This is a genomic window from Pseudomonas sp. NPDC089569, from assembly GCF_050280625.1.
Taxonomy (GTDB): domain Bacteria; phylum Pseudomonadota; class Gammaproteobacteria; order Pseudomonadales; family Pseudomonadaceae; genus Aquipseudomonas.
Map to the genome: position 1 here is coordinate 1 of NZ_JBNNVQ010000130.1, position 15,295 is coordinate 15,295.

Below are 15,295 nucleotides of genomic sequence, written 5' to 3' on the forward strand. Positions count from 1 at the left end.
ATGATAAGGTTGTTAAACAGCAGATCCTCGACCACCGGCTTGCCGGTTTCATCGTATCAAATCAGATGCGTGCGACATGACAACCCCTTAGAAATAACCCTGACGTTTTTTGTCTTCCATCGAGCCTGCGCCATCGTGGTCGATGACACGGCCCTGGCGCTCGGAAGTTCGCGTCAGGAGCATTTCCTGAATGATGTCCGTGAGGCTTTCGGCCTCGGACTCCACAGCGCCCGTCAACGGGTAGCAGCCAAGGGTACGGAAACGCACTTTCTTTTTGACGATGCGGGCTTTTTCTTCATCGCTCAGGTGTTCGAGGATGCGCTCGTCGTCGATCATGATCAGCGTGCCGTTCTTCTCGATCACTTCGCGCTCGGCGGCAAAGTACAGCGGCACGATCGGGATGCCTTCGAGGTAGATGTATTGCCAGATGTCCAGCTCGGTCCAGTTCGACAGCGGGAAGACGCGGATCGACTCGCCTTTGTTGACCTTGCCGTTGTAGACGTTCCACAGCTCGGGACGCTGGTTTTTCGGATCCCAGCGGTGCTTGCTGTCACGGAAGGAGTACACGCGCTCCTTAGCGCGGGACTTCTCTTCATCGCGACGGGCACCGCCGAAGGCGGCATCGAAACCATGCTTGTCCAGCGCCTGCTTCAGGCCCTCGGTCTTCATGATGTCGGTGTGCTTGGCACTGCCGTGGGTGAACGGGTTGATGTTCTGCGCCACGCCGTCCGGATTGATATGGGTGATCAGGTCCAGGCCCAGCTCTTCAACCATGCGGTCACGGAACTTGTACATCTCCTGGAATTTCCACCGGGTGTCGACATGCATCACCGGGAATGGCAGCTTGCCAGGGAAGAATGCCTTGCGTGCCAGGTGCAGCATCACGGCGGAGTCTTTACCGATGGAGTACAGCATCACCGGGTTGTCGAACTCGGCGGCCACCTCACGGATGATGTGGATGCTTTCCGCCTCCAGCTGTTTCAGATGCGTCAGTTTGTCGACCATGGCTACTCACGAAATCTTTCTTATGAACGGCCTGCGGGCCGTGTTCGAGCGGCGATCCTAGCACAGCGACCACTTCTAATCAGGACGCCCACTAGATCGAAAGGGCATATGAATATGCCCCCGTGTTTGGGCTCTCTGTAGGAGCGAGCATGCTCGCGATGGTCGTCAACGATAACGCTGGGTGCCTGATGCCCCGCAGTGTTCTTGCGTTCATCGCGAGCGTGCTCGCTCCTACAGGGGCAGCGTGGTCAGATCGGGTTCGGGCAATCGATGAAGATATGTTCCAGGGCAAACCGCCGCGCCAGGTAGTCGCCAAGGGCCTGTACGCCGTAGCGCTCGGTGGCGTGATGACCGGCGGCGATGAAACTGATGTCGTTTTCCCGCGCGCTGTGGAAGGTTTGCTCGGAAGCCTCGCCACTGATGTACAGATCGACCCCCGCCGAAATGGCCTGATCGATATAACCCTGGCCACCGCCGGTGCACCAGCCAACCCGACGAATCATCGCGCTGCCTTCGACCAGCAACGGTTCGCGCCCCATGACTTCCTGCACTCGGCGGGCGAAATCCCGGGCTGTCATCGGCTCACTCAGCGAACCGACCAGACCGACAACCTTCAGGTTGTCCGGATCCAGCGGCCCTTCCACCGTGATGTCGAGTTGACGCGCCAGCTGTACGTTATTGCCGACCTCCGGATGCAGATCCAGCGGCAGGTGATAGGACAGCAGGCTGATGTCGTGTTTGAGCAGGGTTTTCAGGCGACGTTGCTTCATGCCGGTGATGCACGGGTTTTCGCCCTTCCAGAAGTAGCCGTGGTGCACCAGCACCAGATCGGCATTGGCCTGGACCGCGGCATCGAGCAAGGCCTGGCTGGCGGTGACGCCGCTGACAATGCGCATCACCTGGGGCCGGCCTTCGACCTGCAGACCGTTGGGGCAGTAGTCTGAAATTCTGGAACTGGAAAGGTAACGGTCGGCTTCTTCGACCAAAGTGCTCAGGGCGACGGCCATGAAAGACTCCTAAATATCCCGCTCAGAGGCTCGCGCAGCCTCGTATAATGCGCGACATTATGGGCGGTCTCTGACCGCCTGCAACCCTCTCAGGACGTGCTTAATGCTCAAGGCGCTGCGTTTTTTTGGCTGGCCGCTGTTGGCCGGCGTGCTTGTCGCTCTATTAATTATCCAGCGTTACCCGCAGTGGGTCGGGCTTCCGAGCCTCGACGTCAATCTGCAACAAGCTCCGCAGACCACCGGCATGCAACAGGGGCCGGTGTCCTATGCCGACGCAGTCACCATCGCCGCGCCATCCGTGGTGAATCTGTACACCACCAAAGTCATCAACAAGCCAGCCCATCCGCTGTTCGAGGATCCACAGTTCCGCCGCTTCTTCGGCGACAACTCGCCCAAGCAGAAACGCATGGAGTCGAGCCTCGGTTCCGGTGTGATCATGAGCCCGGAAGGCTACATTCTGACCAACAACCACGTGACCAGCGGCGCCGACCAGATCGTGGTGGCCCTCAAGGATGGCCGTGAAACCCTGGCCCGGGTGATTGGCAGCGACCCGGAAACCGACCTGGCCGTGCTCAAGATCGATCTGAAAAACCTGCCTTCGATCACTGTCGGCCGCTCCGACAACATCCGAATCGGCGATGTCGCGCTGGCCATCGGCAACCCGTTCGGCGTCGGCCAGACGGTGACCATGGGCATCATCAGCGCCACCGGACGCAATCAATTGGGCCTGAACAACTATGAGGACTTCATTCAGACCGACGCAGCCATCAACCCCGGCAACTCCGGCGGCGCACTGGTGGATGCCAATGGCAACCTGACCGGCATCAACACGGCGATTTTTTCCAAATCCGGCGGTTCCCAGGGCATCGGCTTTGCGATCCCGATCAAGCTGGCCATGGAAGTGATGAAATCGATCGTCGAGCACGGCCAGGTCATTCGTGGCTGGCTGGGCATTGAGGTGCAGCCATTGAGCCAGGAACTGGCGGAGTCGTTTGGCTTGTCGGGACGTCCGGGCATCGTTGTCGCCGGTATTTTCCGCGACGGCCCGGCACAGAAGGCCGGCCTGCAACTGGGTGATGTGATCCTCAGCATCGACGGCGAACCTGCCGGTGACGGCCGTCGCTCGATGAACCAGGTGGCACGGATCAAGCCGACCGACAAGGTGGCGATTCAAGTGATGCGTAACGGCAAGGAGCTCAAGCTCGTTGCTGAGATCGGCTTGCGCCCACCTCCAGCGCCCACCAAGGAACAGCAGGACAATTAAGCCTGGGCCTGGCAAGGCTTGCCCGCGTAATCGCTCAACGCGGGCAAGCCGTGCTCTACAGGTTTACAGGTCGCCCAAACCGTCGATCAACGCCTGATTCTGCTCCGGCGTGCCAATGGTGATCCGCAGGAACTGAGCGATTCGCTGCTGCTTGAAGTGCCGGACGATCACGCCCTGCTCACGCAGTTTGGCGGCCAGGCCAGCGGCATCGTGCTGCGGGTGACGGGCGAAAATGAAGTTGGCCGCCGACGGCAACACTTCAAAGCCCTTGGCTTGCAACTGCCCGACCACCGCCTCGCGACTCTCGATCACCATCCGACAGGTTTTGTCGAAGTACTCTCGATCCTCGAACGCCGCCGCCGCGCCAACGATCGCCATGCGATCGAGCGGATAGGAGTTGAAGCTGTTTTTGACCCGCTCCAGCGCCTCGATCAGGTCTGGATGCCCGACCGCCAGACCGACACGCAGGCCAGCCAGCGAACGGGATTTGGACAAGGTCTGGGTCACCAGCAGGTTCGGATAACGGTCGACCAGACTGATCGCGGTTTCCCCACCGAAGTCGATGTAGGCCTCATCCACCACGACCACCGAATCAGGGCTGCCCTTGAGGATCTGCTCGACAGCCTCCAGCGCCAGCAGGCATCCGGTCGGGGCGTTCGGGTTGGGGAAAATGATTCCGCCGTTCGGCCTGGCGTAGTCCGCCGGGTCGATCTGGAACTGCTCGTCCAGCGGCACCGCGTCGAAGGCGATGCCGTACAGACCGCAGTAGACCGGATAGAAGCTGTAGCTGACGTCCGGGAACAGCAGTGGCTGATCGTGTTGCAGCAGCCCGTGGAAAATGTGCGCCAGGACTTCGTCGGAACCGTTACCGAGGAATACCTGATTGCCCTGCACGCCGTAATACCTGGCAACAGCCTGCTTGAGCAGATCGCTGTTGGGGTCCGGGTACAGACGCAAATTGTCGTTCAGCTCGGTCTGCATCGCCGCCAGGGCCTTGGGCGATGGGCCGTACGGGTTTTCGTTGGTGTTGAGTTTCACCAGTTTCGAAAGTTTCGGTTGTTCGCCCGGTACGTAAGGCACCAGATCCTTGACGAACGAGCTCCAGAATTTACTCATGTTCAGTTCCCCTGCTTGTCGTCAATGATGCGGTATTCGGCGCTACGGGCGTGGGCGGTCAGTGACTCGCCACGAGCCAGCACGGAAGCGGTCTTGCCCAGGTCCGACGCACCCTGCTCGGAGCAGAAGATGATCGACGAACGCTTCTGGAAGTCGTACACACCCAGCGGCGAGGAGAATCGTGCGGTGCCGGACGTCGGCAACACGTGGTTAGGGCCTGCACAATAGTCGCCCAGCGCTTCGGAGGTGTGGCGCCCCATGAAGATCGCACCGGCGTGGCGGATCTGCGGCAGCCAGGCCTGGGGATCGGCTACAGACAGTTCCAGGTGCTCCGGTGCGATTCGGTTGGCGACTTCGATGGCCTGCGCCATGTCACGCACCTGAATCAACGCACCACGGCCATTGATCGAGGTTTCGATGATTGCGGCGCGCTCCATGGTCGGCATCAGTTTGGCAATGCTGGCCGCGACCTGATCGAGAAATGCGGCATCGGGGCTGACCAGAATCGCCTGGGCGTCTTCGTCGTGCTCGGCCTGGGAGAACAGGTCCATGGCGATCCAGTCGGGATCGGTCTGGCCGTCGCACACCACGAGAATCTCCGAAGGGCCGGCGATCATGTCGATGCCGACCTGACCAAATACATGGCGCTTGGCGGTGGCCACATAGATGTTGCCCGGACCGACCACTTTGTCGACCTGAGGCACGCTTTCGGTACCGTAGGCCAGTGCAGCAACGGCTTGAGCGCCACCAATGGTGAAAACGCGGTCCACGCCGGCGATGCACGCTGCCGCCAATACCAATTCGTTGACTTCACCGCGTGGCGTCGGCACCACCATGACCACTTCGGCCACGCCGGCGACCTTGGCCGGGATCGCATTCATCAGTACCGACGACGGATATGACGCCTTGCCACCCGGCACGTACAACCCGGCGCGGTCCAGCGGCGTGACCTTCTGGCCCAGCACGGTACCGTCGGCCTCGGTGTAGCTCCAGGAGTCCTGCTTCTGTTTTTCGTGATAACTGCGCACGCGGGCCGCTGCTTTCTCCAGCGCTTGACGCTGTTCCACGGTAATGCGCGTCAACGCCAGTTCCAGGCGCTCGCGAGGCAGGATCAGATCGGCCATGGACGCAACATCCAGACCGTCGAACTGGCGGGTGAATTCCACCAGCGCAGCATCGCCACGCTCGCGTACGGCCTTGATGATGTCCAGCACTCGCTGATTGACCGAGTCGTCAGACACACTTTCCCAGCTCAACAGATGATCCAGATGATGTGCGAAATCCGGGTCAGCAGCGTTGAGTCGGCGAATTGCAGTCGGTGCGGTCATAGCGAGAGCCTCATAGAATTGGCAAAAACTCAGGCGCCCTGAAGTAGCAGTCGTTTCCGCTTGGGCACCTGAGAATTCTGGCTATGAGGCGGATAGACGGGCGCGACTCAACGTCGCGCGGGTGAATCAGCCGCGGTGTCGAGACTCCACTGCCTTGCGCAGTGTGTCGATCAACGCCTGGATACGGGCATGCTGCATTTTCATCGAAGCCTTGTTGACGATCAGCCGGGAGCTGATGGCGGCAATGAACTCCTGTGGCTCCAAGCCGTTGGCCCGCAGGGTGTTGCCGGTGTCTACCACGTCGATGATCTTGTCGGCCAGACCGATCAACGGCGCCAGCTCCATCGAACCGTACAGCTTGATGATGTCGACCTGGCGCCCCTGCTCGGCGTAGTAGCGCTTGGCGACATTGACGAATTTGGTGGCGATACGCAGGCGGCCCTTGGGCTCTACCGCACCGACCTTGCCCGCGGTCATCAGCTTGCACCGGGCAATCTGCAGATCCAGTGGCTCGTACAGGCCCTGGCCACCGTACTCCATCAGCACGTCTTTACCGGCGACACCGAGGTCGGCGGCGCCATGCTCGACATAGGTCGGCACATCGGTGGCACGCACGATCAGCAGGCGTACATCTTCCTGGGTCGTGGGGATGATCAGCTTGCGGCTCTTGTCCGGATTCTCGGTCGGCACGATGCCGGCTTCAGCCAGAAGCGGCAAGGTGTCGTCAAGGATGCGGCCCTTGGACAGTGCGATAGTCAGCATGGGAAACGTCAGCCCTTAATCAGGAATCTTATGCCCGGTCGCAATCGGCGCCGGACACGCATCGAGGGTGTCATGCACCCTCGACTTTGAACAAACCATCGGGCACGTCCTTGTACCCATGAAGCACAGCTACTAGCCCGGAACGCGACGAATCCTGGCGCCCAGCATCTGCAGTTTTTCCTCGATGCACTCGTAACCACGGTCGATGTGGTAGATGCGGTCGATCAGGGTGTCACCCTCGGCGACCAGCGCCGAAATCACCAGGCTGGCCGAAGCTCGCAGGTCGGTGGCCATGACTGGCGCGCCCTTGAGTTTTTCGGTACCGGTCACGATGGCGGTGTTGCCCTCGACCTGGATCTTGGCACCCATGCGGTGCAGTTCGTAAACGTGCATGAAACGGTTTTCGAAGATCGTCTCGATCACAGCGCCTGTGCCTTCGGCAATGGCGTTGAGGGAGATGAACTGCGCCTGCATGTCGGTCGGGAACGCCGGATATGGAGCGGTACGCACGTTGACGGCCTTTGCCCGTTTGCCGTGCATGTTCAGCTCGATCCAGTCGTCACCGGTGGTGATTTCGGCACCGGCTTCGCGGAGTTTTTCCAGAACGGCTTCGAGGATGGTCGGATCGGTGTCCTTGACCTTCACTCGGCCACCGGTCACGGCAGCGGCGACCAGGTAGGTGCCGGTTTCAATACGGTCAGGCATCACCTTGTAAGTGGTGGTGTGCAAGCGTTCGACGCCATCGATGGTGATGGTATCGGTGCCCGCGCCGGATACCTTGGCGCCCATGGCGTTCAGGAAGTTCGCCAGGTCGACCACTTCAGGCTCACGCGCGGCGTTTGCCAGCACGCTGCGGCCCTTGGCCAGAGCGGCTGCCATCATGATGTTTTCGGTACCGGTCACGCTGACGGTATCGAAGAAGAAGTGCGCGCCGCGCAGGCCGCCTTCAGGCGCCTTGGCCTTGATGTAGCCACCTTCGACGTCGATGATCGCGCCCATGGCTTCCAGGCCACGGATGTGCAGGTCAACCGGACGCGAGCCGATGGCGCAACCGCCAGGCAATGCCACTTCGGCTTCACCGAAACGGGCAACCATCGGCCCCAGCACCAGGATCGACGCACGCATGGTCTTGACCAGCTCGTATGGAGCGACCAGGGTCTTGATGGTGCGTGGATCGATTTCGACGGCCAGTTTCTCGTCGATCACCGGCTCGATCCCCATGCGACCGAACAATTCGATCATGGTGGTGATGTCGTGCAGGTGCGGCAGGTTGGCGACGGTCACCGGACCATCACAGAGCAGCGTGGCGGCCAGGATCGGCAAGGCCGAGTTCTTTGCCCCGGAGATGCGGATCTCGCCGTCAAGGCAAGCGCCGCCAGTAATAATCAATTTATCCATAAGAATCTCGACGCCCTTGGGCTCAGGTGCGCTCGGCCCAGGCCGCGCTGCTGAAAAATTTCATAGTGACCGCATGGATGCTGCCATCGGTGATCCATGGGTTCAAATGGGCATAGATCTGCTGCTGACGCTTGACCGGGCTCAAAGCCGCCAGTTCATCGCTAATCACGTTCAGCTGAAAATTGCAGCCTTCGCCTTCAACTTCCACCTTGGTATTCGGCAGCTTTCCTTCAAGGAAGGTTTTAACTTCTACGGCCTGCATGCTCAACCTCAATCGGCGCCCTGTGCGCGCGGGTCGGACATCATACAAAAAAGCCCCGCGCCTGCGAACCCCGCGAAGCAGGACTCTGACGGGGGGCTCCCTTATCGAAACGGATCAAGGTTGCGCCAACAGCTCGGTCAACTCACTGACCTCGGCGATTTCGCGCATGTCTTCGGGCATTGCGCGGATGTTCAGCGCCTTGCCGGCCGCCTGGGCATCACGCATGAAGCACAGCAGCAACGACAGACCGACACTGCTGGACTTGGTCACACCCGAACAATCGACCACCACAACAGCCGACTTGCTGGCCTTGATCAACGCCCGGCCCTGCTCGCGCAGGTCCGGACCGGTGCGGTAATCCAGCACGCCGCTGAGCCGCAGCTCGCCGGCTTCATCCATCCGGACTGCCGACTCACTCATTGGGATTGTTTCTCGTTGGATTTTTCAGCGGTTTCCTTGGCCTTGGCGACTTCACCGGCCCAACCGTTGATGGTTTTGTCCAGGTCGTTGCCATTGCGCTGCATAGCATCGGCGAACTGATCACGGAACAGCTTGCCGATATTGATGCCGTTGATGATGACGTTGCGCAGTTTCCAGTCGCCACCGACCTTTTCCATTGTGTAGGACACTGGATAGATCGCACCGTTGCTGCCCTTGACCGTCATGCCGACGCTTGTCCGGTTGCCCGACTCGTCCTTGGCAGGATCCACGGTGATGCCCTGGTTGTTGTACTCGAGCAAGGCATTGCCATAGAACTGGAACAGGCCCTTCTTGAAGTTTTCTTCGAAGGTTTTCATCTGCGCAGGCGAGGCCTTGCGCGAATATTTGACCGTCATGATGCTCTTGGAAATGCCCTCGGCATCCACGACAGGTCCCACAATGTTATTGAGCGCCGCATAAAAATCCTGCGGGTCATGCTTGTACTTCTCTTTGTTGGCGGCCAGGTCGGCCAGCAACCGGTTGGTGGTGTCCTGTACCAGATCGTGCGCCGAAGGCGCTGCCACGGCGTTCGCCACCAACGGCAAGGACGCGAGCAATACCAACAGGCCACGTCGCAGAATAGAGATCATTTGAAAATTCCTCATTTGGCGTCTTTGCTAACGGTATTGAGAAGGAACTTACCGATCAGGTCCTCGAGCACCAGCGACGACTGGGTGTCATGGATGGTCCCGCCATCCTTGAGCAGGGCCTCTTCCCCGCCCACGCTGATACCGATGTATTTCTCGCCCAACAGACCAGCAGTCAGGATAGATGCAGTGGAGTCTGCCGGCAGATTATCTACGCGCTTCTCCAGCTGCATGGTCACTCGACCGGTGAAACTGTCGCGATCCAGATCGATCGCCGTGACCTTGCCGATGGTGACACCGGCCATGGTCACTTTGGCTCTGACCGTCAAACCGGCGATATTGTCGAAATACGCATAAAGTTTATAGGTGTCAGTGCTCGGGCTCGGCGACAGGCCGCTGACCCGCAACGCCAGCAGCAGCAAAGCCAGGATGCCGGCCAGCAGGAAAAGGCCGACACCGATTTCCAGGGTGCGGTTTTGCATCAGAAATCTCCAAACATCAAGGCGGTCAGAATAAAGTCCAGGCCGAGCACGGCCAGAGAGGCGTACACCACGGTCTTGGTAGTGGCACGACTGATACCCTCGGAAGTGGGCTCGCAGTCATAGCCCTGGAATACGGCGATCCAGGTGACGACAAAGGCAAACACCATGCTTTTGATAATGCCGTTGAGCACATCGTCAGTGAAAGTCACGCTGTTTTGCATGTTCGACCAGTAGGAACCCTCATAGACCCCCAGCCAGTCGACTGCGACCCAGGAGCCGCCCCAGATACCCACCACGCTGAAAATCATCGCCAGCACCGGCAGGGAAATGAAGCCCGCCCACAGGCGCGGGGCAATAATGTACTTGAGTGGGTCGACCCCGATCATTTCCAGGCTGGAAAGCTGCTCGGTGGACTTCATGTTGCCGATTTCGGCCGTCAGCGCCGAGCCGGCACGCCCGGCAAACAGCAAGGCTGTGACCACAGGCCCCAACTCGCGCAACAGGGTCAGCGCAACCATTTGCCCTACCGCCTGCTCCGAACCGTAGCTGGACAGGATATTGAACCCCTGCAGCGCCAGCACCATGCCGATGAAAATCCCGGAAACCACGATGATGACGAGCGACATCACGCCCACGGAGTGCAGTTGCTTGACCAACAGGCCAAATCCGTTGCCGATACCGTTGCGCCCGAGCAAGGCATGAAAAAGGAACAGCGTGGAGCGTCCGAATACCGCCAGCACATCGATGCCGGCCTGGCCGAAACGACGCACTCTCTCTATTAGTGAAATCTTGCGCATCAACGCTTCCCCAGAAGATCTGCGCGGTAATCCGTCGCTGGAAAGTGGTACGCGACCGGACCATCGGGTTCGCCGGTCATGAATTGACGGATTCGCGGCTCATCCGAGTTCAAAAGTTCGTCAGGCGTACCCTGCCCCAGCACCTGCCCGTCACCCACGACATAGATGTAGTCGGCAATGCTCGCGGTCTCGGCCAGGTCGTGGGAAACCACGATGCTGGTAATCCCCAGCGCGTCATTGAGCAGGCGAATCAAGCGCACCAGCACGCCCATGGCGATGGGGTCCTGGCCGACAAAGGGCTCGTCATACATGAGGATCTGCGGATCGAGCGCAATCGCCCTCGCCAGCGCAACACGACGCTTCATGCCGCCGGACAGCTCGTCGGGCATCAGGTCGATGGCCCCACGCAAACCCACGGCCTGCAATTTGAGCAGGACGATATCGCGGATCATTTCTTCCGGCAGCGCGGTATGGACACGCAATGGAAAGGCGACGTTCTCGAATACATCGAGGTCGGTGAACAGTGCACCACTTTGAAACAGCACACCCATATGCTTGCGGGCATCGAACAGGTCGCTGCGCGAAAGCTTCGGCAGGTTTTGGCCGTTGACCCAGACTTCACCCTTGGAAGGCCGCAACTGCGCGCCCATCAACCGCAAAAGCGTGGTCTTGCCACACCCGGAAGGCCCCATGATGCCGGTGACCTTGCCACGGGGAATACGGATATCGACGTTATTGAAAATGCTGCGCGCACCGCGCTTGAAGGTCACTCCCTTCAGCTCGACCGCGTAGGCGTTATCGGCACTCATCTAAACTCCTTGCGATGCAGCCTCTCACTCGGACGCCTGGCTTTCTGACGAAAGCACATACCTCCCGGGCGGGCCGAACTGGCGGCGAACTATATCACTGCAAAGGCCATGGCCCCAAGGCCAAAGCCGGGCCTTGTTCGCTGGCAGGACTGGCAAAAAGCTCCATTTAGAGAGATTCGCCCTCGGGAATTGACAAAGCGTGACGAACTTGCGTGAGGGATTCGATCATAACCGCTATAATCGCCGCCTTTTCATCAGGCTAAATGATTTCCGACATGAGCCAATCCAGCGACCTGATTCAATCCGCCCAACGCACCATCCGCCTCGAAGTGGAAGCCGTACAAGGCTTGCTGCCGCATATCGACGCAGATTTCGTTCGCGCCTGCGAGATGATTCTGGCCAGCAAGGGCCGGGTGGTCGTGGTCGGCATGGGCAAGTCGGGGCATATCGGCAACAAGATCGCCGCCACCCTGGCGAGTACCGGTACCACGGCGTTTTTTGTCCATCCGGCCGAAGCCAGTCATGGCGACATGGGCATGATTACCCGCGACGACATCATCCTGGCGTTGTCGAACTCCGGCTCCACCCATGAAATCGTAACCCTGCTGCCCCTGATCAAACGCCTGGGCATCCAGCTGATCAGTGTGACTGGCAATCCCGACTCTCCTCTGGCAAAGGCCGCCGAGGTCAACCTCAATGTCCACGTCGAGCACGAAGCCTGCCCATTGAACCTGGCACCTACTTCCTCCACCACCGCTGCACTGGTCATGGGCGATGCCCTGGCCGTTGCGCTGCTGGAAGCTCGCGGGTTTACCGCCGAGGATTTCGCCTTCTCCCACCCCGGTGGCGCACTGGGTCGACGCCTTCTGCTGAAAGTGGAAAACGTCATGCACGCTGGGCAGGACTTGCCGCAGGTTCAACGCGGCACCCTGCTCAAGGACGCGCTGATGGAAATGACCCGCAAGGGCCTGGGCATGACCGTGATCCTCGAAGCGGATGGCAAGCTGGCCGGGATCTTCACCGACGGCGACCTTCGCCGCACCCTCGACCGCACCATCGACATCCACAGTGTCACCATCGATCAGGTCATGACTGCCCACGGCAAGACCGCCCGCGCTGAAATGCTCGCCGCCGAAGCCCTGAAAATCATGGAAGACCACAAAATCAACGCGCTGGTGGTGGTCGATAGCGAAGATCGCCCGGTAGGCGCCTTGAACATGCACGACTTGTTGCGTGCAGGAGTAATGTAATGAGCGCAGACCTGCTGCAACGCGGCCAACGAATCAAACTGGCGGTTTTCGATGTCGACGGCGTTCTCACCGACGGACGCCTGTACTTTCTCGAAGACGGCAGCGAATTCAAGACCTTCAACACCCTCGACGGCCAGGGCATCAAGATGCTGATGGCAGCCGGCGTGCAGACCGCCATCATCAGCGGTCGCAAGACGCCGGTGGTCGAGCGACGCGCGAAGAACCTCGGCATTCCACATCTATACCAGGGGCGCGAGGACAAACTGGTGGTGCTTGACGAGCTGCTTGGCCAGCTCAACCTGAGCTACGAACAGGTGGCCTACCTCGGTGACGACCTGCCGGACCTGCCGGTGATTCGCCGTGTCGGCCTGGGCATGGCGGTGGCCAACGCCGCCAGCTTCGTCCGGGAGCACGCCCACGGCATTACCCAGGCCCGCGGTGGCGAAGGTGCTGCTCGTGAATTCTGCGAATTGATCCTGCGCGCCCAGGGCCGTCTCGATGCGGCGAACGCCGCGTACCTGTGAGCCAAACATGCTGAGCAAAAAGATTCGCAACATTCTGATTTTCGGCTGCATCGCGGCAATTTTTGCCGCGGTCGGCTACTGGAACATCAGCCCCGAACGTTTCCTGGACAAACCGGTTGTGCCGGTCGACGAAAACGCAATCGATTACTACGCCATCAATGCCCATAGCGTCCAGTTCCTGCCTGACGGCAGACTGCAATACGACATGACGTCGGACAAGGTCGAGCATTTGAAGGCGACCGAGGTGACGCTGCTGACCAATCCCGACCTGAACATGTTCCGCGGCACCGAATTCCCGTGGCACGTCCAGAGTGAGAAGGGAGAAGTCAATCCCGACGGCACCCAGGTCGAATTGATCGACTCGGTACGTATTACGCGCTTCGACGAGAAAAACCGCAAAACCCTGATCACCACCACCCGCATGACAGTGTTCCCGCAGCAGCAATATGCGCAGACCGAGCAACCCGTTAGAATCGACGGCGCTGGCGGTGTATCGACTGGCATCGGAATGAAGGCGTATTTGAAAGAAAGCAGGATACACCTGCTATCGAACGTAAGAGGACAGTATGAGGCTCGTTAAAACCCTCCCTATTTTGCTCAGTCTGGGCGCAGCACTGGGAAGCTTGAGCGCCTGGGCTCTGCCGAACGATCAAGAGCAGCCTATCCGCATTCAGGCCGATGACGCCCAACTGGACGACAAGAACGGTATCGCCACCTATAAAGGCGACGTGATCATCACCCAGGGTTCAATGAAGGTTACCGGCAACACCGTAACCATGACACGTACCCCGACCGGCGATATCGACGTGGTGACTTCGGTGGGCAACCTTGCCTACTTCGAACAACTGCAAACCCAGGGCGATACCAAGCCAGTCCAGGGCTGGGGCGTAACCATCCAGTATCACGCTACGCAAAACCGCGTAGTGCTGATCGATCGCGCCAAGGTCATCGACAAGGACAACAACGTCACCCAAGGCGAGAAAATCGTCTACGACACCGTCAAGAAACTTGCCAGCGCCGGTCGCGCCACGGGCAACAAGGTGACCGAGTCGCGCCCGCGCATCGACATGGTGATCCAGCCTAAAAAGAAAACCGACGAGCAAAAGGCCCAGTAATGGCAACTCTGAAAGCTCAGCACTTGGCCAAAAGCTATAAAAGCCGACAGGTCGTGCGTGATGTCAGCCTGTCCATCGACAGCGGTCAGATCGTCGGTCTGCTCGGCCCTAACGGCGCCGGCAAAACCACTTGCTTCTACATGATTGTCGGCCTGGTCAGGGCAGATCAGGGCCGCGTCCTGATCGACGACCTGGACGTCAGCCACCAACCCATGCACGGTCGGGCCAAGGCTGGTATCGGCTACCTGCCGCAAGAAGCATCGATTTTCCGCAAGCTCTCGGTGGCCGACAACATCATGGCCATCCTCGAGACCCGCAAGGAGCTCGATAAAGCCGGTCGCCGCAGGGAGCTGGAAAGCCTGCTGCAGGAGTTCCACATCAGCCACATCCGTGACAGTCTCGGCATGAGTCTGTCGGGCGGCGAACGTCGCCGCGTGGAAATCGCCCGCGCCCTGGCCACCAACCCGAAATTCATTCTGCTCGACGAACCCTTCGCCGGCGTGGACCCGATTTCGGTGGGCGACATCAAACAGATCATTCACCACCTCAAGGCCAAGGGCATCGGCGTACTGATCACCGATCATAACGTCCGTGAAACCCTGGATATCTGTGAAACCGCCTACATTGTTAACGATGGCCAACTGATCGCCGAAGGCGACTCCGACACCATCCTGGCCAACGACCTGGTCAAGGAAGTGTACCTGGGCCATGAGTTCCGCCTGTAAGCACTGAGGTGCCTGACTAGTCGAAGGAGCGCTTGTCTCGATAAAAATCAACGCTTTTTTATTGTTACAGCGCTCCAGGCAAACACGACGCTCCAAAGATGTTCCAGCGTCAGTCGGGGCAACGTGTCAACAAAACTTTGCAGCTTTTTATTGTTACAGCGCTCTAGGCAAACACTTCAGTTTCGGGCATATAATTTGCTTATGTTTGGCGCTCCGGCGCCCTGTAGTGGATGGCGCATGTGCGCCGGCAAATAAGGTGTTAAGCCCCTGCCATGAAACCATCGCTAGTCTTGAGAATGGGCCAGCAGCTGATTGCGGGCCTCAAGGCCCACGTCATGGGCCCACCCAGAGACGAAAAGCGGTTGCGCAAGGATTCGCCCTCCC

At 59.4% G+C, this 15,295-nt stretch carries 18 protein-coding genes; 6 read left to right on the forward strand and 12 right to left on the reverse strand.

Features of this window, described 5'->3' with window-relative positions; all coding sequences use genetic code 11:
• Positions 1-87: 87 nt before the first annotated feature.
• Both cysD and ACQKP2_RS29000 read right to left on the reverse strand, forming a co-directional pair.
• Positions 88-1,005, reverse strand: a complete 918-nt coding sequence (gene cysD, locus ACQKP2_RS28995; RefSeq protein ID WP_427581628.1) for a sulfate adenylyltransferase subunit CysD — start codon at positions 1,003-1,005, stop codon at positions 88-90.
• A 248-nt stretch (positions 1,006-1,253) separates the two neighbouring features.
• The gene (locus tag ACQKP2_RS29000) at positions 1,254-2,012 is read right to left on the reverse strand and encodes a Nif3-like dinuclear metal center hexameric protein (protein WP_427581630.1); all 759 of its coding nucleotides are present in this window, start codon (positions 2,010-2,012) and stop codon (positions 1,254-1,256) included.
• Between the two features lie 103 nt (positions 2,013-2,115).
• On the opposite strand from ACQKP2_RS29000, the gene algW reads away from it, so the two are divergent.
• Positions 2,116-3,276, forward strand: coding sequence for a Do family serine endopeptidase AlgW (gene algW / locus ACQKP2_RS29005; RefSeq protein ID WP_427581632.1), 1,161 nt, complete (start codon positions 2,116-2,118; stop codon positions 3,274-3,276).
• Between the two features lie 63 nt (positions 3,277-3,339).
• Here the strand turns inward: algW and hisC are convergent, their stop codons facing one another.
• From hisC to ACQKP2_RS29055, 10 genes are all read right to left on the reverse strand, one after another.
• The gene (gene hisC / locus ACQKP2_RS29010; protein ID WP_427581634.1) at positions 3,340-4,392 is read right to left on the reverse strand and encodes a histidinol-phosphate transaminase; all 1,053 of its coding nucleotides are present in this window, start codon (positions 4,390-4,392) and stop codon (positions 3,340-3,342) included.
• Positions 4,393-4,394: 2 nt separating this feature from the next.
• On the reverse strand, positions 4,395-5,720 hold the full coding sequence (hisD, locus tag ACQKP2_RS29015) for a histidinol dehydrogenase (RefSeq protein WP_427581636.1): 1,326 nt from the start codon (positions 5,718-5,720) through the stop codon (positions 4,395-4,397).
• A gap of 126 nt (positions 5,721-5,846) precedes the next feature.
• Positions 5,847-6,482 carry an ATP phosphoribosyltransferase gene (hisG, locus tag ACQKP2_RS29020; RefSeq protein ID WP_427581638.1) on the reverse strand — a complete coding sequence of 212 codons (636 nt, stop codon included), beginning with the start codon at positions 6,480-6,482 and terminating at the stop codon, positions 5,847-5,849.
• Positions 6,483-6,614: 132 nt separating this feature from the next.
• Positions 6,615-7,880, reverse strand: coding sequence for a UDP-N-acetylglucosamine 1-carboxyvinyltransferase (gene murA / locus ACQKP2_RS29025; RefSeq protein WP_427581640.1), 1,266 nt, complete (start codon positions 7,878-7,880; stop codon positions 6,615-6,617).
• 22 nt (positions 7,881-7,902) lie between these two features.
• A complete protein-coding gene (locus ACQKP2_RS29030; RefSeq protein ID WP_427581642.1) occupies positions 7,903-8,142 on the reverse strand; it encodes a BolA family protein in 240 nt (79 codons plus the stop codon).
• Positions 8,143-8,256: 114 nt separating this feature from the next.
• The gene (locus tag ACQKP2_RS29035) at positions 8,257-8,562 is read right to left on the reverse strand and encodes an STAS domain-containing protein (protein WP_427581644.1); all 306 of its coding nucleotides are present in this window, start codon (positions 8,560-8,562) and stop codon (positions 8,257-8,259) included.
• The gene (locus ACQKP2_RS29040) at positions 8,559-9,212 is read right to left on the reverse strand and encodes an MlaC/ttg2D family ABC transporter substrate-binding protein (RefSeq protein ID WP_427581646.1); all 654 of its coding nucleotides are present in this window, start codon (positions 9,210-9,212) and stop codon (positions 8,559-8,561) included. Before ACQKP2_RS29040 ends, ACQKP2_RS29035 begins: the two co-directional genes overlap by 4 nt.
• 11 nt (positions 9,213-9,223) lie before the next feature.
• Entirely contained in the window at positions 9,224-9,691 is a 468-nt protein-coding gene (gene mlaD, locus ACQKP2_RS29045) for an outer membrane lipid asymmetry maintenance protein MlaD (protein WP_046026814.1), read from the reverse strand.
• A complete protein-coding gene (mlaE, locus tag ACQKP2_RS29050; RefSeq protein ID WP_427581649.1) occupies positions 9,691-10,488 on the reverse strand; it encodes a lipid asymmetry maintenance ABC transporter permease subunit MlaE in 798 nt (265 codons plus the stop codon). The genes mlaD and mlaE overlap by 1 nt, the downstream gene beginning before the upstream one ends.
• Positions 10,488-11,297 (reverse strand): ATP-binding cassette domain-containing protein, encoded by an 810-nt coding sequence (locus ACQKP2_RS29055; RefSeq protein WP_427581651.1) that lies wholly within the window; start codon positions 11,295-11,297, stop codon positions 10,488-10,490. Before ACQKP2_RS29055 ends, mlaE begins: the two co-directional genes overlap by 1 nt.
• A 275-nt stretch (positions 11,298-11,572) precedes the next feature.
• On the opposite strand from ACQKP2_RS29055, the gene ACQKP2_RS29060 reads away from it, so the two are divergent.
• Genes ACQKP2_RS29060 through lptB form a run of 5 tightly spaced genes read left to right on the forward strand, consistent with a single transcriptional unit; the run spans position 11,573 to position 14,911 of the window.
• A complete protein-coding gene (locus ACQKP2_RS29060; protein WP_427581652.1) occupies positions 11,573-12,547 on the forward strand; it encodes a KpsF/GutQ family sugar-phosphate isomerase in 975 nt (324 codons plus the stop codon).
• A complete protein-coding gene (locus ACQKP2_RS29065) occupies positions 12,547-13,071 on the forward strand; it encodes a KdsC family phosphatase (protein ID WP_427581654.1) in 525 nt (174 codons plus the stop codon). The genes ACQKP2_RS29060 and ACQKP2_RS29065 overlap by 1 nt, the downstream gene beginning before the upstream one ends.
• Before the next feature lie 7 nt (positions 13,072-13,078).
• Positions 13,079-13,651, forward strand: a complete 573-nt coding sequence (gene lptC, locus ACQKP2_RS29070; protein ID WP_427581655.1) for an LPS export ABC transporter periplasmic protein LptC — start codon at positions 13,079-13,081, stop codon at positions 13,649-13,651.
• Positions 13,638-14,186: a lipopolysaccharide transport periplasmic protein LptA gene (gene lptA, locus ACQKP2_RS29075; RefSeq protein WP_427581657.1), complete on the forward strand. Its 549-nt coding sequence runs from the start codon at positions 13,638-13,640 to the stop codon at positions 14,184-14,186. The genes lptC and lptA overlap by 14 nt, the downstream gene beginning before the upstream one ends.
• Complete coding sequence (gene lptB / locus ACQKP2_RS29080) at positions 14,186-14,911, forward strand: LPS export ABC transporter ATP-binding protein (RefSeq protein WP_427581659.1); 726 nt, start codon at positions 14,186-14,188, stop codon at positions 14,909-14,911. Before lptA ends, lptB begins: the two co-directional genes overlap by 1 nt.
• The last annotated feature ends 384 nt before the right edge of the window (positions 14,912-15,295 follow it).

What these genes read in the sequence shown, in the direction of transcription:
- ACQKP2_RS29000 (WP_427581630.1), bottom strand. Translation starts at nt 2,012, where the DNA reads ATGGCCGTCGCCCTGAGCACTTTGGTCGAAGAAGCCGACCGTTACCTT.
- ACQKP2_RS29060 (WP_427581652.1), top strand. Translation starts at nt 11,573, where the DNA reads ATGAGCCAATCCAGCGACCTGATTCAATCCGCCCAACGCACCATCCGC.
- hisG (WP_427581638.1), bottom strand. Translation starts at nt 6,482, where the DNA reads ATGCTGACTATCGCACTGTCCAAGGGCCGCATCCTTGACGACACCTTG.
- ACQKP2_RS29065 (WP_427581654.1), top strand. Translation starts at nt 12,547, where the DNA reads ATGAGCGCAGACCTGCTGCAACGCGGCCAACGAATCAAACTGGCGGTT.
- lptC (WP_427581655.1), top strand. Translation starts at nt 13,079, where the DNA reads ATGCTGAGCAAAAAGATTCGCAACATTCTGATTTTCGGCTGCATCGCG.
- hisD (WP_427581636.1), bottom strand. Translation starts at nt 5,720, where the DNA reads ATGACCGCACCGACTGCAATTCGCCGACTCAACGCTGCTGACCCGGAT.
- algW (WP_427581632.1), top strand. Translation starts at nt 2,116, where the DNA reads ATGCTCAAGGCGCTGCGTTTTTTTGGCTGGCCGCTGTTGGCCGGCGTG.
- mlaE (WP_427581649.1), bottom strand. Translation starts at nt 10,488, where the DNA reads ATGCGCAAGATTTCACTAATAGAGAGAGTGCGTCGTTTCGGCCAGGCC.
- ACQKP2_RS29030 (WP_427581642.1), bottom strand. Translation starts at nt 8,142, where the DNA reads ATGCAGGCCGTAGAAGTTAAAACCTTCCTTGAAGGAAAGCTGCCGAAT.
- murA (WP_427581640.1), bottom strand. Translation starts at nt 7,880, where the DNA reads ATGGATAAATTGATTATTACTGGCGGCGCTTGCCTTGACGGCGAGATC.
- hisC (WP_427581634.1), bottom strand. Translation starts at nt 4,392, where the DNA reads ATGAGTAAATTCTGGAGCTCGTTCGTCAAGGATCTGGTGCCTTACGTA.
- ACQKP2_RS29055 (WP_427581651.1), bottom strand. Translation starts at nt 11,297, where the DNA reads ATGAGTGCCGATAACGCCTACGCGGTCGAGCTGAAGGGAGTGACCTTC.
- ACQKP2_RS29040 (WP_427581646.1), bottom strand. Translation starts at nt 9,212, where the DNA reads ATGATCTCTATTCTGCGACGTGGCCTGTTGGTATTGCTCGCGTCCTTG.
- cysD (WP_427581628.1), bottom strand. Translation starts at nt 1,005, where the DNA reads ATGGTCGACAAACTGACGCATCTGAAACAGCTGGAGGCGGAAAGCATC.
- lptB (WP_427581659.1), top strand. Translation starts at nt 14,186, where the DNA reads ATGGCAACTCTGAAAGCTCAGCACTTGGCCAAAAGCTATAAAAGCCGA.
- lptA (WP_427581657.1), top strand. Translation starts at nt 13,638, where the DNA reads ATGAGGCTCGTTAAAACCCTCCCTATTTTGCTCAGTCTGGGCGCAGCA.
- mlaD (WP_046026814.1), bottom strand. Translation starts at nt 9,691, where the DNA reads ATGCAAAACCGCACCCTGGAAATCGGTGTCGGCCTTTTCCTGCTGGCC.
- ACQKP2_RS29035 (WP_427581644.1), bottom strand. Translation starts at nt 8,562, where the DNA reads ATGAGTGAGTCGGCAGTCCGGATGGATGAAGCCGGCGAGCTGCGGCTC.